At 68.4% G+C, this 18,138-nt stretch carries 17 protein-coding genes; 13 read left to right on the plus strand and 4 right to left on the minus strand.

Annotated elements, in window-relative coordinates; translation table 11 throughout:
* Window positions 1-25 precede the first annotated feature (25 nt).
* Window positions 26-604 carry a MarR family winged helix-turn-helix transcriptional regulator gene (locus tag C2U31_RS17490; RefSeq protein WP_103273922.1) on the minus strand — a complete coding sequence of 193 codons (579 nt, stop codon included), beginning with the start codon at window positions 602-604 and terminating at the stop codon, window positions 26-28.
* Window positions 605-803: 199 nt separating this feature from the next.
* Between C2U31_RS17490 and C2U31_RS17495 the strand changes: the two genes are divergently transcribed.
* Genes C2U31_RS17495 through C2U31_RS17505 form a run of 3 tightly spaced genes read left to right on the plus strand, consistent with a single transcriptional unit; the run spans window position 804 to window position 3,799 of the window.
* Window positions 804-1,838, plus strand: a complete 1,035-nt coding sequence (locus C2U31_RS17495; RefSeq protein ID WP_103273923.1) for an ABC transporter substrate-binding protein — start codon at window positions 804-806, stop codon at window positions 1,836-1,838.
* A 24-nt stretch (window positions 1,839-1,862) separates the two neighbouring features.
* Window positions 1,863-2,954, plus strand: a complete 1,092-nt coding sequence (locus C2U31_RS17500) for an ABC transporter ATP-binding protein (protein WP_103273924.1) — start codon at window positions 1,863-1,865, stop codon at window positions 2,952-2,954.
* A complete protein-coding gene (locus C2U31_RS17505) occupies window positions 2,951-3,799 on the plus strand; it encodes an ABC transporter permease (protein WP_103273925.1) in 849 nt (282 codons plus the stop codon). The genes C2U31_RS17500 and C2U31_RS17505 overlap by 4 nt, the downstream gene beginning before the upstream one ends.
* Before the next feature lie 175 nt (window positions 3,800-3,974).
* Here the strand turns inward: C2U31_RS17505 and C2U31_RS30800 are convergent, their stop codons facing one another.
* Window positions 3,975-4,112, minus strand: a complete 138-nt coding sequence (locus tag C2U31_RS30800; RefSeq protein WP_199770840.1) for a hypothetical protein — start codon at window positions 4,110-4,112, stop codon at window positions 3,975-3,977.
* A gap of 231 nt (window positions 4,113-4,343) precedes the next feature.
* On the opposite strand from C2U31_RS30800, the gene C2U31_RS30805 reads away from it, so the two are divergent.
* From C2U31_RS30805 to lpdA, 9 genes are all read left to right on the plus strand, one after another.
* The gene (locus tag C2U31_RS30805) at window positions 4,344-4,589 is read left to right on the plus strand and encodes an ABC transporter permease (RefSeq protein WP_199770841.1); all 246 of its coding nucleotides are present in this window, start codon (window positions 4,344-4,346) and stop codon (window positions 4,587-4,589) included.
* Window positions 4,590-4,603: 14 nt separating this feature from the next.
* The gene (locus tag C2U31_RS17515) at window positions 4,604-5,422 is read left to right on the plus strand and encodes a polysaccharide deacetylase (protein ID WP_103273926.1); all 819 of its coding nucleotides are present in this window, start codon (window positions 4,604-4,606) and stop codon (window positions 5,420-5,422) included.
* Window positions 5,419-6,168 (plus strand): SDR family NAD(P)-dependent oxidoreductase, encoded by a 750-nt coding sequence (locus C2U31_RS17520; RefSeq protein WP_103273927.1) that lies wholly within the window; start codon window positions 5,419-5,421, stop codon window positions 6,166-6,168. Before C2U31_RS17515 ends, C2U31_RS17520 begins: the two co-directional genes overlap by 4 nt.
* A 46-nt stretch (window positions 6,169-6,214) precedes the next feature.
* Entirely contained in the window at window positions 6,215-6,952 is a 738-nt protein-coding gene (locus C2U31_RS17525) for an SDR family NAD(P)-dependent oxidoreductase (protein ID WP_103273928.1), read from the plus strand.
* Window positions 6,953-7,081: 129 nt separating this feature from the next.
* Window positions 7,082-8,470: an amidase gene (locus C2U31_RS17530; protein WP_103273929.1), complete on the plus strand. Its 1,389-nt coding sequence runs from the start codon at window positions 7,082-7,084 to the stop codon at window positions 8,468-8,470.
* A gap of 230 nt (window positions 8,471-8,700) precedes the next feature.
* A complete protein-coding gene (locus C2U31_RS17535; protein WP_103273930.1) occupies window positions 8,701-9,933 on the plus strand; it encodes a 3-methyl-2-oxobutanoate dehydrogenase (2-methylpropanoyl-transferring) subunit alpha in 1,233 nt (410 codons plus the stop codon).
* A gap of 2 nt (window positions 9,934-9,935) precedes the next feature.
* Window positions 9,936-10,979: an alpha-ketoacid dehydrogenase subunit beta gene (locus tag C2U31_RS17540; protein WP_103273931.1), complete on the plus strand. Its 1,044-nt coding sequence runs from the start codon at window positions 9,936-9,938 to the stop codon at window positions 10,977-10,979.
* 4 nt (window positions 10,980-10,983) lie between these two features.
* Window positions 10,984-12,306 (plus strand): dihydrolipoamide acetyltransferase family protein, encoded by a 1,323-nt coding sequence (locus C2U31_RS17545; RefSeq protein ID WP_103273932.1) that lies wholly within the window; start codon window positions 10,984-10,986, stop codon window positions 12,304-12,306.
* Between the two features lie 2 nt (window positions 12,307-12,308).
* The gene (lpdA, locus tag C2U31_RS17550; RefSeq protein ID WP_103273933.1) at window positions 12,309-13,712 is read left to right on the plus strand and encodes a dihydrolipoyl dehydrogenase; all 1,404 of its coding nucleotides are present in this window, start codon (window positions 12,309-12,311) and stop codon (window positions 13,710-13,712) included.
* 54 nt (window positions 13,713-13,766) lie between these two features.
* Here lpdA and C2U31_RS17555 read toward each other — a convergent pair whose 3' ends face one another.
* Both C2U31_RS17555 and C2U31_RS17560 read right to left on the minus strand, forming a co-directional pair.
* A complete protein-coding gene (locus tag C2U31_RS17555) occupies window positions 13,767-15,776 on the minus strand; it encodes a PEP/pyruvate-binding domain-containing protein (RefSeq protein ID WP_103273934.1) in 2,010 nt (669 codons plus the stop codon).
* Between the two features lie 110 nt (window positions 15,777-15,886).
* Window positions 15,887-17,074 carry an MFS transporter gene (locus C2U31_RS17560; protein WP_103273935.1) on the minus strand — a complete coding sequence of 396 codons (1,188 nt, stop codon included), beginning with the start codon at window positions 17,072-17,074 and terminating at the stop codon, window positions 15,887-15,889.
* Between the two features lie 133 nt (window positions 17,075-17,207).
* On the opposite strand from C2U31_RS17560, the gene C2U31_RS17565 reads away from it, so the two are divergent.
* A complete protein-coding gene (locus tag C2U31_RS17565; protein WP_103273936.1) occupies window positions 17,208-18,134 on the plus strand; it encodes a LysR family transcriptional regulator in 927 nt (308 codons plus the stop codon).
* The last annotated feature ends 4 nt before the right edge of the window (window positions 18,135-18,138 follow it).

An 18,138-nucleotide genomic window follows, 5' to 3' on the forward strand; every position in this document is an offset into this window, starting at 1 on the left:
CCAGGCAGGGCGTCTTGCCGCATGATCAAGCTTCTTCCTCCCGCCCCAGCTCGGGCGCGTTGACGACCAGCATCCGACTCAGCAGCCGGGCCAGCGTGTCGCGTTCTTCGGGCGTGAACATGGCCAGCAGGTTCTGTTCCGCCTGGGCATGCGCGGGCATGGCCTTGTCCGCCAGGTGCTTGCCCTTGACGGTCAGCGTGACCAGCACGCCGCGGCGGTCGGCCTTGTCCGTCGTGCGGCGCACCAACCCCTGGGTCTCCAGGCGCTTGAGTATGTTCGACAATCCGCCGGAGCTGCACAGCAGCCGCGCCTGCAATTGCGACGGCGCCAGCTGATAGGGCGCGCCATCCACGCGCAAGGTGGTCAGGACCGCGTATTCGATGTATTTCAGGCCATGCGGCGCTTGCGACGCATTAATGGCCCGCAGAACGACCTCTTCCAGCCGGATCAGCCGGCCGACGACTTCCTTGCCCGAGCTGTCGATGTCGGGTCTTTCGCGCCGCCACTGCGCGATGCCGCGGCCGATGAGGTCGTCGTCGGGATGCAAGTGAGAGTATGGCGAGGCGGCGTCGGCCGTCCGCGCCGGTTTGTTGTGATGCGTCATGAATGCGTCCGGAACTGCCGGCTTTCTACGGTCTGGAGAAGCATTTAACGCATTCCAGATTGCCTTGGCAAGCAGCGTGTAAACCCTCATTGATATTATCTTTTTAGAAAGATAAATTTTCGGAAAGCGGCATATTGAAAGGATCTTGTCCAATATTTTTGATGTGCCGGTTGGTCCCGTCTTCCCGTGAGGAGGTTTCATGGCCGTCAAGATTTCCAAGGCGCTCGCATGCGTCACCGTGGCCGGCATGTGCGGCTGGAGCGCCCACGCATTGGCGGCCGACCTCGTGGTGGGCCTGTTCGGAGGCTCTTTCCTGGATGCTTCGCGCGAATGCCAGATCAAGGCCTTCGAGGAGCAGACCGGCGCCAGGGTGCGTACCAAGCTTGGCAGCTCGGCCCAGTTTGCCGCCGCGGTGCGCGCTACGGCTGGCAAGTCCGATTTCGACGTGGTGTATCTCGACAATTCGTTCGCCACGCAGCTCAAGAACGAGCATCTGCTTGAGCCCATCGACCGCGACCGGCTCGCCAATGCGAAGTCGGTCGCGCCATCCGCTTTCAGTGGCGATCCGCCTTACTACGTGAGTTTCATGACGGGGTCCACCGTCATCGTCTATGACACCACGCAGGTGCGGACGCCGCCCAGGTCATGGGCGGATCTCGCGAATCCGGCCTATGCGGGCAAGCTGGCGATCGGGGATATCAGCGGCACGGCCGGATCGCAGTTGCTGCTGGCGCTGAATCGGATGCGTGGCGGCACGCTGGACAATCTCGACTCCGGATTCGCCGCCATCGCGCCGCTGGCGAAAGCGTCGGCGCTGATGTACACGCAAGCCGACCAGATCGTGTCCCTGTTCGAACGCAAGGAGATCGCCGTGGCGGTCTGGTACTCGGATCGCGCGGGATCGGCCATCGACGGCGGCTTGCCGTTGGCGGTGGTGTATCCGGAGGAGGGAGCGGTGGGCATCCTGCCGTCGGTGGCGATTCCCAAGGGCAGCAGGAACGTCGAGCTGGCGACGCGGTACATCGACGCATTGCTATCCAAGACAGTGCAGACCTGTTTCGCCGAGAAGAAATACGCAGGGCCGGTCAACACCGAGGTCCGCCTGTCGGACAAGGCATCGCAAATCGTGGCGGTGGGCAAGCACTTCGACGAACTATGGCTGCCGGACCCCGCCGCGGTGGCGCGCGGCATGCCGGCCTGGATCAACCGCTGGCAGCGCGAGATCGCGCGCTGAGCTTGCCGGCGTAGGGGGACGATCATGCCTGCACTGACATTGGACCGCCTGGAAAAGCGCTATGGCGGGCACGCGGCTGCCGCCGGGGTATCGCTGTCGGTGAAAGATGGGGAGTTCGTGTCGCTGCTGGGGCCATCGGGCTGCGGCAAGACCACGATATTGCGCATGGTGGCCGGGCTGATTGTGCCGACCAGCGGCCGCATCCTGGTCGATGACCGCGACATTACGCGATTGCCACCGAACCGGCGACAGGTGGGGCTGGTGTTCCAATCCTATGCGCTGTTTCCCCACATGACGGTGTTCGAGAACGTGGCATTCGGGCTGCGCCGGCAAGGCGTGGATGGCGCAGACTTGCGAGCCCGCGTCGAGCAGGCGCTCGCCAGCGTGCGGCTCTCGGGTCTGGGCGCGCGCATGCCGCGGCAGTTGTCGGGCGGCCAGCAGCAGCGGGTGGCGGTAGCGCGTTCGATCGCGCCGCGTCCGAGCATCCTGCTGTTCGACGAACCCTTGTCCAACCTGGACGCGGTGCTGCGCGACGAAATGCAGATCGAACTCAAGCGCCTGCAGCGCGAAGTCGGCATCACGACGTTGTTCGTCACGCACGATCAGGCCGAAGCCATGAGCATGTCTGACCGGGTCTGCGTGCTGGCTGGGGGCGTGGTGCAGCAGTTCGACACGCCCGAGGTCATCTACCACCATCCGGCCACCGGCTTCGTCGCGGGTTTCATTGGCCGGCCCAACCGGCTGCGCGGTCGCCTGGCGGCGGATGCGGGCGGTCCGCTGGTCGAATTGCAGGGCGGGCATCGTCTGCCGGCGCAACGTGTCGAGGGATTGCTTGCGGGAGACGAGCTGGATGTGGTGCTGCGCCAGGAAGATCTTTCCATACAGCCCGCGAAGGATGCCACCGGCGCGGGCCTGCCGGGCAGAATCGCGCTGCGCGCTTTCGTGGGCGCGCGGGTTCAGTACGTGGTGGCGCTGGCCGGCGGTGGGGAGCTCGTTGCCGATACCGCCACCAATGGCCCGCAGTCCGGACTGGGCTTGGGCGATGAAGTGTGGCTGCGGGTGCTGCCGCAGCACGTATACGTCACGCGTCGCGCGCACGAGCGGGCGGCGGCATGAATCGGCGTTCGGCGGGCGCGCTGCTGACATCGCCGCTGTTGCTGGTGCTGTTGCTGGCCTTCGTCGGGCCGGCGCTGTTCATGCTGCCGCTCAGCTTGCGGGAGTACGTGCCGGGTTCGGGCATCGCGGCGGGATACACGCTGGGCAACTACGCGCGGCTGGTCGCGGACCCGTTCTATCGGGAGATCATCGCCCGCAGCCTGGCCTTGGGATTGGGCGTCACTGTTCTTTGCCTGCTGGCCGGCTATCCGTTGGCGTGGGTCATCGCGCATGCCGGTCCGCGCCTGAAGCTGGCGCTGACGCTGCTGGTGATCTTCCCCATGCTGCTGAACCTGGTCGTGCGGTCGTTCGGCTGGATCGTGCTGCTCTCCAACCGAGGGCTGCTGAACAATGCGCTCATGGACCTGGGCTTGATCGAACGTCCGCTCAAACTGATGTTCAACCTGACCGGTGTCCTGGTGGGTATGACGCACATCTTCCTGCCCTTCATGGTGCTGATGCTGGTGCCCGTGATCCAGGCCGTGCCCAGGGATCTGCGCGACGCGGCCCACACCCTGCAGGCGGGGCGGCTGCGTACATTCTGGTCCGTGACGCTGCCGTTGACGGCGCATGGCATCCTGGCCGGCTCCATCATGGTGTTCGTGCTGGCGATCAGCGCCCTGGTCACGCCGCGCATGCTGGGCGGGCCCACCTACAAGGTCATGGCCACCATGATCTATGACGATTTCCTGCTGACGCTGGATTGGCCGTCGGGCGCCGCGATGGCGTTTGCGTTGACCGCCTTGACGCTGATGGTGATCGGCCTGTCCAGCCGTGTGCTTAAGCGTTGGGGAGGCGAACGATGAGCGATCGCCACGCAAGTGGGCCGGTTCTGACGTGCACCGCTTTTCTGGTCGTGTTGTTTCTGCAGATGCCCGTGCTGGTCGTGGTGCTCGCCGCCTTCAGCGATACGGCGTACCTGACGCTGCCGCCCAAGGGACTGACGCTGAAGTGGTTCGAGACGGCGCTGAGCGATCCCGATTACCTGGACGCGGCCTGGACCAGCCTCTGGCTGGCGGCCAGCTCGACCGCGGCCTCGTTGGCGCTGGGCTTGGCCGGCGCCTGCGCCATCCATCGCCGCATGGTGCCCGGCGCGGCCTGGCTGAATGCGCTGTTCATGGCGCCGCTGGCGCTTCCTTCAGTGGTGCTCGGGGTGGCGCTATTGCAGTACTACGCTGCGGCGGGGCTGCGCGGCAGCGGCGCGGGATTGTGGCTGGCTCACGTGGTCATCACCGTGCCCTACGTGGTGCGCGCAAGCCTGGCCAGCCTGGCCTCGGTGGACGAGGCGTTGGAGGACGCGGCCTGCGTGCTGGGCGCCGGGCGTTTGGCGGCCTTCCGGCTGGTGAGACATTGCCGCTGCTCAAGCCCGGGCTGGTGGCTGGCGGCCTGTTCGCCTTCATCACGTCCCTCGACAACGTGCCGGTGTCGGTGTTTCTACTGTCCGCCAGCCAGAACACGCTGCCAGTCAAGATATTCACCTCGGTTGAGCAGGGCGTGGATCCGTCCGTGGCGGCCGTTTCCACGCTGCTCATCCTGGTGACGGCCATTGCCCTGATCCTGGCCGAGCGCTGGACGGGGTTTCACAAGCATGTGTAATGGAAGGAGCTGCAATGTCCGTGACGAGTAAGGGATTTCCATTGTTCCTGACGTTCGACGTGGACGCTGAGACCATGTGGACGGCGCGCGATGCCTCCTACGCGAAGCGTCCGATCCTGATGTCCCAGGGCGCCTACGGCTGGAAGGTCGGGGTGCCGCGCGTGCTGGCTCTGCTGGCCCGCCATGATGTGAAGGCCACGTTCTTCGTGCCCGGCGTGGTGGCGCTGGCGCATCCCGACATGATCCGGGGCATCGTCGACCAGGGCCATGAAGTGGCGCATCACAGCCACACGCACCGCTGGATCGTCAACCTGACGCCAGGGGAGGAGCGGGAGGAAATGGCGCTGGGCATGGAGGCGCTGATCCGGACGGCGGGTTATCGTCCGCGCGGCTGGCGTTCGCCCGCGGCGGAGTTCAGCGAGATCACGCTGGATCTGATCCAGGAATACGGCTTCGAGTACTCGTCGAATTTCTTCGACGACGATTCCCCGTATCTGCTGGAAGTACGCGGCCAGACCACCGATATCGTGGAATTGCCGTTCCGCTGGGTGCTGGATGATGCGCCGTTCTTCCAATATTCGATCGTGCTGCCAGGGCGCACGCTGCAATCGCCGTCCGCCGTGCTGGAGTCCTGGAAGCGGGAATTCGATCTGCTGTACGCCGAGGATCGCATGATGATGCTGGGCATGCATCCGGAAATCATCGGCCAGCCCTCGCGCCTGTATGTGCTGGACGAGATGATCCGCTATGCCAAGTCGCACGACCGGGTCTGGATCGACCGTTGCGATGTCATGACCGACGACATCCGGCCGCGCCTGCGGCGCGCGGCATGAGCGCGGGCAGGCGTTACCTGGTGGCGGGCGGCGCCAGCGGCATCGGCCTGGCGTTCGCGCGGCTGGCGGCGAGCCGGGGCGCGGCGGTGGCGATCCTGGATCGTGATGCGGCGGCGCTGTCAGAAGCCGGCCGGCAGTTGCCGTCGCTGGCCGCGGCGCTGGTCTGCGACGTGACGGACAGCGAGGCCGTCGATCGGGCTGTGCAAGAGGCGGCCGGCGCGCTTGGCGGTATCGATGGTGTGGTCAACTGCGCGGGCATTGATCTGAGGGCGGATCTGGAATCGATGCGAGACGACGACTGGGACCGCGTTATGGCCGTCAATCTGGGCGGCCCCATGCGCGTATGCCGCGCGGCCGTGCCGCATCTGAAGCGGGCGGGGGGCGGCGTCATCGTCAACGTGTCTTCTGCCGCCGGTCTGAGTCCCTTGCCTGGACGCAGCGCCTATTGCGCGGCCAAGGCCGGACTCAATATGTTCGGCAAGGCCTTGGCGATGGAGCTGGCCGTCTTTGGCATCCGGGTTGTGTCCGTGTGCCCGGGCGCGGTGGATACGCCGCTGCTTCGTTCCAGTTACGAAGAGGCGCCCGATTCCCAGGCGGCCCTGGCCGCCATTCGCGCGCGCTATGCGCTGGGCCGTGTCGCCCAGCCGCAGGAGCTGGCCGAGACCATCCTGTTTCTCAGCGGCCCTGGCGCCAGCTACATCACCGGCGCGACCCTGGCGGTGGACGGCGGCCGGAGCTTTCATTGAAACGATCCTGGCGGCGGAACGCCGGCGAGGGTGGGAGGGACATGTCATGAACGCGCGTTTCCAGGGCAGGATCGTCGTGGTGACGGGAGGTGGACAAGGTATCGGCGCGGCGGCAGTCCAACGTTTCGCGGCGGAGGGCGCGCGGGTGGCCGTGCTGGATCTGGACGTGGATGAGGCGCGCCGCGCCGGCCATGCGGCGCTGGCCGTCGGGGGGGACTGCACCGATGTGGCCGTGATGGACGGATTCCTGAACCGCGTGGAGTCCGAACTCGGTCCGCCGGACATCCTGTTCAACAACGTGGGCCAGAGCGCGCGCGAACGGTCGGGACCCTTCTCCGAGTCGGAAGAGGCGACCTGGCGGTTCGTGCTGGAGGTGTCGCTGCTGACGGCGATGCGCGCCGCGCGACGAGTGGCGCCGGGCATGCGCGCGCGGGGCTATGGTCGCATCGTGAACATGAGCAGCGACGCGGCCTTCGCGGGCGATGTGGGGCTGGCGGACTACGCGGCCGCCAAAATGGGCGTGGTCGGCTTCACGCGCTCGTTGGCGCGTGAGCTGGCGCCAGCGGGTGTGACCGTCAACGCCGTGTGTCCCGGCGCCATCCGTACCCGGGCGCATGAGCGTCTATCTCCCGGGATCCTGCGCCGCATCGTGGCGCAGACGCCGGCGGGTTTTGTGGGCGAACCGCAGGATGTGGCCGCCGCCGTGGCATTCCTGGCATCGGAGGAAGCGCGTTTCATTACCGGGCAGACGCTGCTGATCGATGGCGGTCGCTGGATGGTCTAGCGCCTGTCCTCCCTGAAATGGCCTTGCGCAGGCGTGAAGGCGGGCGCCCGCCTGGGCACGGACGCCGACGCGCGCCCGCGCCCGCGCCCGCGCCCGCAAATGACCGCAACACTTTATGACAGGGGAGCAATGATGGACGACTTGATGGACATGGATGCCTTGACGCTGGCCGAGCTGGTCCGATGCGGCGAAGTGTCGCCGGTGGAGGCGGTGTCGGCCGCGCTGGACCGCATCGCGGCGCGGGCCGACCTGAATGCTTTCATCACGGTGACGGCGGAGTCCGCCCTGGCCGAGGCGCGCGCCGCCGAGGCGGCGGTGCGACGGGGTGATGCGCTGGGACCGCTGCATGGCCTGCCGTATTCGGTCAAGGATCTGACCCTGACTGCCGGCGTGCGCACCACCATGGGTTCGGCCCTCTTCGAACATTTCGTGCCGCGCGAGGACGCGGTGGCGGTGGCGCGGACGAAGGCCGCTGGCGCCATCCTCATCGGCAAGACCACCACACCCGAATTCGGCCACAAGCAAAGCACGGACGCGCCCCTGTTCGGGCGCACGCTCAACCCCGTCGATGCGCGCTATACCTGCGGCGCCTCCAGCGGCGGCGCTGCGGTGGCCGTGGCGGCGGGCATGGGGTCATTGGCGCTTGGGACCGATGGCGGGGGGTCGATCCGCATTCCTGCCTCGTGCTGCGGCATCGTGGGCATGAAGGCCACGCTGGGCGCGATTCCCAACCTGCAGCCGGCCGACCTGTTCGGCGCGAATTCCTATGTGGGGCCGATGGCTCGCAACGTTGCCGATACCGCCTTGCTATATGGCGTGCTGCAAGGCGCGGACCGCCGCGATCCCTATGGCCAACTGGCGCTGCCGGCGCCTGCTGCGCCGGCAGGCGCGTCGCTGGCGGGCCTGCGTGTCGCGTATCTGCCTTCCTGTGGCAATCCGGTGGATCCGGAAGTGCTGACAGCCACGGACGCCGTTGTTCGGTGCATGGAGGCGGATGGCGCGCGGGTGGAGCCGGTTTCCTTGGACTTCGTGTCGCTGGAGCGGCATTTCCTGGTAATCCTGGAATCAGTGACGGCCTCGCGCGTGGGCGCGAGGCTGGAGACGTTTCGGGACCGCCTGGATCCTTCGCTGGTGGCGACGGTGGAGCGGGGCCGCCTGCACGGCGCGGACGCGCTTCTGGAAGCGTGGGCGGCGCGCACGCAGGCGTTCGCCGCGTTGCAGGCAGTATTCGAGCGCCACGATGTGTTGGTATCGCCGACGCTGTCGGCGCCGCCCTTGTCCGTTACGCAGGATCCCAATGGCATTGTCGAGATCGCCGGCAAGCCGGCGGGGACCATACGCGGCGCCTGGTATCCCTACACCTATCCCATGAACCTGAGCGGCCACCCCGCGCTGTCGCTGCCTTGTGGGCGGTCGTCTTTGGGGCTGCCCATCGGCCTGCAGCTTTGCGGCCGCTGGCATGATGATTGGCGGCTGCTTGACGTGGCCGCGCGGGTCGAGCGGCTGCTGGCGGGCTGAGGGCGCGCCCGCGCCTGTCATTCGTGGCCTGCGGGAGGGATATCCCCGCTGGCGCCAGGGTCCGTGCGGATCGTCCAACTGTACCTGTGAGTGTGCTATCGTCTTTCACCGGCCGGCCGCGAACATCATCTAGTGGTCGAGCCGGCGTCGATGCGGTGCAAGGCTACCTCCCTGTTCCGTATCCGTGGCAAAAAATAAGCGCATGACACGATCAAGCGTGGAGACAATTTATGAGCCAGTACGGGCCGTTGAAGTTGCACGTCCCCGAGCCCACAGGGCGTCCGGGTTGCAAGACAGACTTTTCCTATCTGCGCGTCTCGCCCGCCGGCGAGGTTCCCAAACCCCCCATTGATGTCGCCGCGATCGACACCGGCAATCTGGCCTACAGCCTGATCCGCGTGATCGACGAGGACGGCCAGGCCGTTGGCCCGTGGGCGCCGGACATCAGCGACGAGTTGCTGCGCGCCGGCATGCGGACCATGCTGAAGACGCGCATCTTCGACGGTCGCATGCTGACCGCGCAGCGCAAGAAGAAGATATCCTTCTACATGCAGAGCCTGGGCGAGGAGGCCATCGGGTCGGCCCACGCGCTGGCGCTGGAACAGGGCGACATGTGTTTCCCGACCTACCGGCAGCAGAGCATCCTGCTGGCGCGCGAGGTCTCGCTGGTCACCATGATGTGCCAGCTCATGTCCAACGAGCGCGACCCGCTCAAGGGCCGCCAACTGCCGGTCATGTACTCCGACCGCGAGAATGGCTTCTTCAGCATCTCGGGCAACCTGGCCACGCAGTTCATCCAGGCGGTGGGCTGGGGCATGGCCTCGGCCATCAAGGGCGACACGCGCATCGCCTCCGGCTGGATCGGCGACGGCGCCACCGCCGAGGCCGACTTCCACACCGCGCTGACCTTTGCCCATGTGTACCGCGCTCCGGTGATCCTGAACGTGGTCAACAACCAGTGGGCCATCTCCACGTTCCAGGCCATCGCCGGGGGCGAGGGCGCCACCTTCGCCGGTCGTGGCGTGGGCTGCGGCATTGCCTCGCTGCGCGTGGACGGCAACGATTTCCTGGCCGTGTACGCGGCCTCGCGCTGGGCCGCCGAGCGCGCCCGCCGCAATCTGGGCCCGACCCTGATCGAATGGGTGACCTACCGCGCCGGCCCGCACTCCACCTCCGATGATCCTTCCAAGTACCGTCCGGGCGACGACTGGAACCACTTCCCGCTGGGCGATCCGATCGAACGCTTCAAGAAGCACCTGATCCTGCGCGGCATCTGGTCCGAAGCCGAGCACGAAGCCGTGCGCGCCGAACTCGACGCCGAGATCCTGGCCGCGCAAAAGGAAGCGGAAAGCTACGGCACCCTGGTGGACGGCCACGTCCCCAGCGCCGCCAGCATTTTCGAAGACGTGTACAAGGACATGCCGGAGCACCTGCGCCGGCAGCGCCAGCAGCTCGGAGTCTGATCATGGCAAGCGACAACAATATCGGTCCGGCGTCCGCGTCGATGACCATGATCCAGGCTTTGCGCTCGGCCATGGATGTGATGCTGGAGCGCGACAACAACGTGGTGGTGTTCGGCCAGGACGTGGGTTATTTCGGCGGCGTGTTCCGCTGCACCGAAGGCCTGCAGACCAAGTACGGCAGCTCGCGCGTGTTCGACACGCCGATCTCCGAGGGCGGCATCGTCGGCGTGGCGGTGGGCATGGGCGCCTACGGCCTGCGGCCGGTGTGCGAGATCCAGTTCGCCGACTACTTCTATCCGGCTTCCGACCAGATCGTGTCCGAGGCGGCGCGCCTGCGCTACCGCTCGGTCAACGAGTTCATCGCGCCGATGACGATCCGCATGCCCTGCGGCGGCGGCATCTACGGCGGCCAGACCCACAGCCAGAGCCCCGAGGCCATGTTCACGCAGGTCTGCGGCCTGCGCACGGTCATGCCGTCCAACCCCTACGACGCCAAGGGCCTGCTGATCGCCGCCATCGAGAACGATGATCCGGTGATCTTCCTGGAACCCAAGCGCCTGTACAACGGCCCCTTCGACGGCCATCACGACCGGCCCGTCACGCCCTGGACCGGACGGCCGGGCAGCGTGGTGCCCACCGGCTACTACACCGTGCCGCTGGATTCGGCCGCTATCGTGCGGCCCGGCAACGCGCTGACCGTGCTGACCTACGGCACCACGGTGCACGTGTCGCTGACCGCGGCCGAGGAAACCGGCATCGACGCCGAGGTCATCGACCTGCGCAGCCTGTGGCCGCTGGATCTGGACACCATCGTCAACTCGGTCAAGAAGACCGGCCGCTGCGTGGTGGTGCATGAAGCCACGCGCACCTGCGGCTTCGGCGCCGAGCTGATCGCGCTGGTGCAGGAACACTGCTTCCATCACCTGGAGGCGCCCGTGGAGCGCGTGACCGGCTGGGATACGCCGTATCCGCACGCGCAGGAATGGGCGTACTTCCCCGGCCCGCGCCGGGTTGGCGAAGCGTTCAAGCGCGCGATGGAGGGTTGAGAGAATGGGTATTCATGTCATCAAGATGCCCGACATCGGCGAAGGCATCGCGGAAGTCGAACTGGTCGCCTGGCATGTGAAGGTCGGCGACATGGTCGCCGAGGACCAGCCGCTGGCCGACGTCATGACGGACAAGGCCACGGTCGAGATTCCCGCGCCGGTGGTCGGCCGCGTGGTCGCGCTGGGCGGCGAAGTGGGCCAGGTCATGGCCGTGGGCGGTGAACTGATCCGCCTGGAAGTCGAAGGCGAGGGCAACCTCAAGCCGGGCGCGGACGCGCCGCCAGCCAAGGCGCCGGCCGCCGCCGCAGCCGCGCCTGCCGCCGCGCCGCAAGCGCCCGTCGACGCGCCCAAGCCTGCCGCGGCTGTGGCGGCTGCGCCCGCCAAGGCCGCCGCGCCGGCGCCGTCCAAGCCCGCGCGGCAAGCGCCCGCCGCTGTCGCGCGCCAGCCTGGCGAGAAGCCGTTGGCCTCGCCCGCCGTGCGCAAGCGCGCCTGGGACCTGGGCATCGAGCTGCGCTATGTGCACGGCAGCGGCCCGGCCGGCCGCATCCTGCACGAGGATCTGGACGCCTATCTGCAAGGACAGGGCGCGGCGGGCCAGGCCCGTGGCGGCGTGGCCTATGCCGAGCGCAACGACGAGGAAAACGTGCCGGTGATCGGGCTGCGCAGGAAGATCGCGCAGAAAATGGCCGAGTCCAAGCGCCGCATTCCGCACTTCAGCTACGTCGAGGAAATCGACGTGACCGAACTGGAAGAGCTGCGCGCCAGCCTCAACCAGAAGTGGGGCGCCACGCGCGGCAAGCTCACGCTGCTGCCGCTGCTGGCCCGCGCCATGGTGGTGGCGCTGCGCGATTTCCCGCAGATCAATGCGCGCTACGACGACGAGGCCGGCGTGGTCACGCGCTACGGCGCGGTCCACATCGGCATCGCCACGCAAAGCGACGGCGGACTGATGGTGCCGGTGATGCGCCACGCGGAGGCGCGCGACCTTTGGTCCATGGCGGCCGAGATCATCCGCCTGGCCGAGGCCGTGCGCACCGGCGCTGCCAGCCGCGACGAGCTGTCCGGCTCGACCATCACCATCACCAGCCTGGGGCCGCTGGGCGGCATCGTCACCACGCCGGTGATCAACCATCCCGAGGTGGGCATCGTGGGCGTGAACCGCATCGTCGAGCGGCCGGCCATCCGCAACGGCGCCGTGGTGGCGCGCAAGCTGATGAACCTGTCGTCCTCGTTCGATCACCGCGTGGTCGACGGCATGGACGCGGCGCGCTTCATCCAGGCGGTGCGCGCGCTGCTTGAACAACCCGCGCTGCTTTTCGTGGAGTAAGCATGAGCCAGATCACAAAAACAACGGGCCTGCTGGTGATCGGCGGCGGCCCGGGCGGTTACGTGGCCGCCATCCGCGCCGGTCAGCTGGGCGTGCCCACCATCCTGGTCGAAGGCGACCGGCTGGGCGGCACCTGCCTGAACATCGGCTGCATCCCGTCCAAGGCGCTGATTCACGCGGCCGAGGAATTCGACAAGGCGCGCCACTACGCCGGCGAGTCGGCGCTGGGCATCTCGGTGCAGGCGCCGTCCATCGACATCGCGCGCACCGTCGTCTGGAAGGACGGCATCGTCTCCAGGCTCACCAGCGGCGTGGGCGCGCTGCTGAAGAAGAACGGCGTCGAAGTGGTGCGCGGCTGGGCCACGCTGCTGGACGGCAAGACCGTCGAGGTGGCGACCGCCGACGGTGGCCGCCTGCGCATCCAGTGCGAGAACCTGCTGCTGGCCGCCGGCTCCGAGCCCACGCCGCTGCCCTCGGTGCCGTTCGGCGGCATCGTGGTCTCGTCCACCGAGGCGCTGTCGCCCGACAGCATCCCGAAGAAGCTGGTGGTGGTCGGCGGCGGCTATATCGGCCTGGAGCTGGGCACCGTGTACCGCAAGCTGGGCGCGGAGGTGGCCGTGGTGGAAGCGCAGGACCGCATCCTGCCCACCTACGACGCCGAGCTGACCAAGCCGGTGGCGGCGGCGCTGGCGCGCATGGGCATCGAGCTGCACCTGGGCCGCAAGGTGCTGGGCCTGAACGCCGAAGGCAATGCCGTGCGGCTGCAGGATGCCGCCGGCGCCGAGACGCAGCTGGCCGCCGACCGCGTGCTGATCGCGGTGGGACGCCGCCCGCGCACGCAAGGCTGGGGGCTGGAAAGCCTGCAACTGGACCGCAAGGGCAACGCGCTGCTGATCGACGACCAGTGCCGCACCTCGATGCGCGACGTCTGGGCCATCGGCGACCTGGCCGGCGAACCCATGCTGGCGCACCGCGCCATGGCGCAGGGCGAGATGGTGGCCGAGCTGGTGGCGGGCAAGCGCCGCCACTTCCAGCCGGCCGCGATCCCGGCGGTCTGCTTCACCGATCCGGAAGTGGTGACGGCGGGCCTGTCGCCGGCCGAGGCCGAGGCGGCGGGGCTGGATTGCCTGGTGGCGTCCTTCCCCTTCGCCGCCAACGGCCGCGCCATGACGCTGGAGTCCACCGACGGCTTCGTGCGGGTGGTCGCGCGGCGCGACAATCACCTGGTGCTGGGCTGGCAGGCGGTCGGGCGCGGCGTGTCGGAACTGGCGGCGGCGTTCTCGCAGTCGCTGGAGATGGGCGCCACGCTGGAAGACGTGGCCGGCACCATCCACGCCCATCCCACGCTGGGCGAGGCGGTGCAGGAAGCGGCGCTCAAGGCGCTGGGCCACGCGCTGCACATCTAGCGCATCGCACTGCCCATATGGCCCGGGACGGCGTCAGGCCGTCCCGGGCCATATTCATTTGCGGGCCGAGCCGTCCACGTAGGGGCGCGACTGCAGGATGATGAGTTCGTCGCCGACCACGGCCCATTCGATGTCCTGGTCCGCGCCGCCCAGCGCCTGCTTGACCTGGCGGCCCACGGTAGCGAGCCGCGCGATCAAGGCATCCGTCAGTACCTGGCGCGAGCCTTGCAGCGGCACCTCGCGCACGCCGCCGGCGGCGTCGGGCACCAGCTGCGTGTCCTCGGCCGAGCGGCTCAGCACCTGCACCGCCTTGGACCAGCTCGAATACATCACCTGCTCGGCCTGGCGCTTGCCTTCCACCACCTTGATGCCCAGGCCGCGCTTGGCCGAGATGTAGGTCACGTGCCGCCGGCCGGCGTCGAAGGGATCGCGCGTGATCATCACGCCCGAGCTGTCCGATGGCGCCGCCAGCTGCACCAGCACCGCCATCGCCACGGCGTCCTGGCCCAGCCCGGCCGCGCGGCGCGCCTCATAGGCCTCGAAGTTGTAAACCGAGGCCCATACGGTCTGCACCGCGCGCGCCAGCGCCTCGGCCTGGGTCACGTTGGGCACCGTGGTGTACAGGCCCGCGCCGCTGAAGCCGGGCAGGTCTTCCGAATTCGACGAGCTGCGCACGAACACGCCCTGACCCTTGAGCTGGCTGTTCCACTGCGCCAGCCAGGATTGCGCCAGCGCCGCGTCCGGCTCGGCGCCGGCGATCTCGGCCCGCAGCGCCGCCAAGGCTTCGCGTCGCGCGTTGGCGTCGGTCTGGAAATCGTGGCGCTGTTCCAGCGCCGCGATCTTCTGCGCCACCTGCAGGCGTCGCATGAAGGCCTCGTATTGCGAGAAGGGCACGCAGAAGCCGTCCGGCACGCGGGTGGCGGGCGGCAGGGCGGACTTGAGCGCGCCCAGATTGGCGGCCTTGACACCACAGTAGCGGCTGTCGCGGGCTTTCAGGGCGGACAGCGGTTTCAGTGCGGTCACCGACAGGTCCGGCTTGGGCAGCTTGCGCGCGGCCTGCTTGGGCGGCGTGACGTGGGGGACGACGTCGGGGCGGGCCATTGGCTGCACCCGGTAGTCCTGCGCGCTCACATTCAGCTCCACCCACTGGCCGTCGTATTGGCGCAGCGCCGCCTGCGCATCGCGCACATAGGCGTTGGGGATGCCCCAGCCCTTGGCCAGCAGGTTGACGTGCGACAGCAGCGTGGACGGGCGCTGCGTCACCAGCCCTGCCACCGGCGGCAGCCAGACCGGCACCTCGTCCAGCACCAGGATGTCCTGGGGCGACAGGTCGCCGGTCTGCTCCACCGACTTGATGATGCGCAGCCGGCCCTGGGCGCGGCCGGTGTTCAGCGGCAGGAAGGGCTGCTCGCGCAGCAGGGCCTCCTGGGTCACGAAGGCCAGGCCGGCGCGTTCGGCGGTCTGTTCGTGCAGCGTGGAGTTGGCCTTGAAGCGCGGCGCTTCATAGAACGAGGCGCGCACCACGTCATCGGTCTGCTTGAGCAGCTCGGGCGTGAGCCGGTCGCCCTCCCAGAATTCGTAGGTATAGCCGGGCAGGTCGCGCTGCCAGCTCAGCGTGCCGAACAGGAAGCGGCGCTTGGGATCCTTGTACTGCGAGATCAGCGTGGCCTTGTCCAGCTTGGGCGCCAGGCCCTCGCGGCGGGCGAACTGCTCGTGCAGCACGTAGCGCGGCGTGTTGATGTAGTAGATGCGGTTGGCCTGGCGCCGGTCGATCACGAAGATCAGGTGCGGCATCTCCAGCGGCGTGTCGGGGTTGTAGACGCGCGCCAGGCGCATGAAGTCCTCGCGGCTGCCGACGCGGTCCAGGTAGGCCGGCGCCTTGGGGTCGTCCGGGCCGGACTCGATGGGCGGTCCTTCCAGGCGCATTTCGTAGGGCGAGGGCTTGCGTGCCGTCTGTGCGGATGCGTCGTGGCTGGCGGCCAGCGACAGCGCGCACAGCGCGACCAGGGGGGCAAGGCGCAGGCTCGGGCCGATGCGGCGGGACAAGGCGCGGAAGGAATCCATGGATGCCATTGAGAATGCTGGAATGGCGGGATCATAAAGGACTCGGCGACGCCGCGCGCGGACGCCGCCGGGCAGGCCCGGACGGCGGCGGGCTGGTCGCGGCGGTCCATTTAGGCAGGACGCGCCGGCCGCAACCGCGCGATGGGCGCGATCATCAGCGCCGCCAGCAGTGCCACGGCCGCCGCCGCGTAGCCCACGCTGTCCAGGCCCCAGCGCGGAATCGCCAGCCCGCCCAGCGCCGCGCCCAGCGCGATGCCGGCGTTCGCAGCGGACACGTTGAGCGTGCCGGCCAGCGCCTGGGCCTGCGGCGCGGCCTGCATCACGCGCACCTGGCAGATGGGATAGAGCGCGGTGTTGGCGATGCTCCAGGCCGCCAGCGCCGGCAGCAGGCCGCCCAGGCTTGCGGCCAGCGGCATGCTGGCCAGCGTGCCCAGGCCCAGCAGCAGCGTGAAGGCCAGCGTGGCGCGCAGCGGATGCCGGTCCACTGCCTTGCCGCCCAACGCGTTGCCGATCAGGCCGACCGCGCCGAAGCCCATCAGCCACCAGCCGACCTGCGCTGGCGCCACGCCGGCCAGCCGCTCCAGGATGTCGGCCAGGTAGGTGTAGGCGGTGAACATGGCGGTGAACACCGCCACCGACAGGCCGATATGGGCCAGCAGCAGAGGATCTTTCAGGATGCGGGCCTGGTCGCGCAGGGGCGTCCTGGCGGACTGGCTCAGCGCCGGCATGTGGCGCGCCATCAGCGCGGCCAGCAGCAACGACAGCGCCGCCAGCCCCCAGAAGCTGGCGCGCCAGCCGATGGCGGCCGCCGCCAGCGTGCCGATCGGGATGCCGAACAGCAGGGCGGCGGAGATGCCCAGGTAGACGCGCGACACGGCCTGGCCCGCGCGCAGCGGCCCGGCCATGCGCGCGGCGGCCTCGCTGGCCGTGCCCCAGAACACCGGCAACGCCAGCGCAGGAATGAAGCGCGCCAGCGCCAGCACCCACAGGTTCGGCGCCAGCGCGGCCAGCGCATTGGCGCCGGCGAAGACCAGCAGGATGGCGACGAACAGGCGCTTGCGTTCCACGTGCGCCAGCGCGGCCGTGAGCGGCGGGCCGGCCAGCATGACCGTGAAGGCGAACAGCGCGACCAGTTGCCCGGCCTGCGGGACCGACACGCCGAAATCGCGCGCCAGCGCCGGGATCAGGCCGACGATCAGGAATTCGGTGGAGACGATGACGAAGGCGGCGAGGGCCAGGATGATGATGGCCGGGCCGGAAGCCGTGGCCGGCGTGGCGGGGGAAATCGGGTGTGGCATGGGGCAGATGGGTTGCGTGTATCCAGCCCTGAACGATATTGAAGAATGAAAATCCTATCCAAGGTATATATTCCTTAGATTTAGGAATTTAATTCCTGTATCGGGGTAAGCACGACCCCTTGGAGCGCCTGGAATGATCCCGTCTGAACGCCTGAAAGGCATCGAGGTTTTCGTCTGCGTCGCCGACGCCGGCAGCTTCACCGCCGCCGCCGACCGCCTCAGCCTGAGCGCGTCGGCCGTCGGCAAGAGCGTGGCGCGGCTGGAGGATCGGGTGGGCGCGCGGCTGTTCGAGCGCAGCACCCGGCGGCTGGCGCTGACGGACGCGGGCGCGGCCTTTCATCGGACCTGCGTGCGGGTGCTGGACGAGCTGCAGGAAGCCGAGGCGGCGCTGGCCGCGCAGCGGCAGGAGCCGGCGGGCTGCCTGCGCGTGGACCTGCCCGCCACCTTCGGCAAGCGCAAGGTCCTGCCCCTGCTGCTGCAATTCGCGCGCCGCCATCCACGGCTGCAGCCGCGCGTCACGTTCACCGACCGTTTCGTGGACCTGGCGGAAGAGGGCATCGACCTGGCCGTGCGGATCGGCGGCCCCGACCGGCGCATGCCGGGCCTGAGCCATCGCCAGCTGGGCGTGGAACGGCTGGTGTTCTGCGCCGCGCCGGACTACCTGGACCGCCGTGGCGCGCCGAAGGACGTGGACGAACTTTCGCGCCATGATGCCGTGGCGTACGCACGAGCCGATGGCGCGGCCGCCTGGCGCGTGCCGCTGGGCGAGATGCCGCCCGCCGGCCTGGCCGCCGCCATGGGCAGCATGCCGATCGAAGGCGCGATCACGCTGGGCGATGCCGAGGCCCAGCTCGACGCCGTGATCGCCGGCTGCGGCATCGCCCAGCTGGCGACCTGGCTGGCCGGCGACGCCCTGCGCGACGGCCGCCTGGTCCAGGTGCTGCCCGGCTGGGAAGCGCCGGGCCTGCCGCTGCGACTGGTCTGGCAGACCAGCCGGCAACTGCTGCCGAAGGTGGACGCGACGCTGGAAATGTTGGGGGAGGGGGTGAGGGTCGAGTGAGGGA

The organism is Achromobacter sp. AONIH1, assembly GCF_002902905.1.
GTDB lineage: Bacteria > Pseudomonadota > Gammaproteobacteria > Burkholderiales > Burkholderiaceae_B > Achromobacter.

Bases quoted from the DNA above. Each gene is read 5' to 3' on its own strand.
- C2U31_RS17545 (WP_103273932.1), top strand. From the start codon at position 10,984: ATGGGTATTCATGTCATCAAGATGCCCGACATCGGCGAAGGCATCGCG.
- C2U31_RS17505 (WP_103273925.1), top strand. From the start codon at position 2,951: ATGAATCGGCGTTCGGCGGGCGCGCTGCTGACATCGCCGCTGTTGCTG.
- C2U31_RS30800 (WP_199770840.1), bottom strand. From the start codon at position 4,112: ATGAACAGCGCATTCAGCCAGGCCGCGCCGGGCACCATGCGGCGATGG.
- C2U31_RS17490 (WP_103273922.1), bottom strand. From the start codon at position 604: ATGACGCATCACAACAAACCGGCGCGGACGGCCGACGCCGCCTCGCCA.
- C2U31_RS17560 (WP_103273935.1), bottom strand. From the start codon at position 17,074: ATGCCACACCCGATTTCCCCCGCCACGCCGGCCACGGCTTCCGGCCCG.
- C2U31_RS17500 (WP_103273924.1), top strand. From the start codon at position 1,863: ATGCCTGCACTGACATTGGACCGCCTGGAAAAGCGCTATGGCGGGCAC.
- lpdA (WP_103273933.1), top strand. From the start codon at position 12,309: ATGAGCCAGATCACAAAAACAACGGGCCTGCTGGTGATCGGCGGCGGC.
- C2U31_RS17495 (WP_103273923.1), top strand. From the start codon at position 804: ATGGCCGTCAAGATTTCCAAGGCGCTCGCATGCGTCACCGTGGCCGGC.
- C2U31_RS17535 (WP_103273930.1), top strand. From the start codon at position 8,701: ATGAGCCAGTACGGGCCGTTGAAGTTGCACGTCCCCGAGCCCACAGGG.
- C2U31_RS17515 (WP_103273926.1), top strand. From the start codon at position 4,604: ATGTCCGTGACGAGTAAGGGATTTCCATTGTTCCTGACGTTCGACGTG.
- C2U31_RS17525 (WP_103273928.1), top strand. From the start codon at position 6,215: ATGAACGCGCGTTTCCAGGGCAGGATCGTCGTGGTGACGGGAGGTGGA.
- C2U31_RS17540 (WP_103273931.1), top strand. From the start codon at position 9,936: ATGGCAAGCGACAACAATATCGGTCCGGCGTCCGCGTCGATGACCATG.
- C2U31_RS17565 (WP_103273936.1), top strand. From the start codon at position 17,208: ATGATCCCGTCTGAACGCCTGAAAGGCATCGAGGTTTTCGTCTGCGTC.
- C2U31_RS17555 (WP_103273934.1), bottom strand. From the start codon at position 15,776: ATGGATTCCTTCCGCGCCTTGTCCCGCCGCATCGGCCCGAGCCTGCGC.
- C2U31_RS17530 (WP_103273929.1), top strand. From the start codon at position 7,082: ATGATGGACGACTTGATGGACATGGATGCCTTGACGCTGGCCGAGCTG.
- C2U31_RS17520 (WP_103273927.1), top strand. From the start codon at position 5,419: ATGAGCGCGGGCAGGCGTTACCTGGTGGCGGGCGGCGCCAGCGGCATC.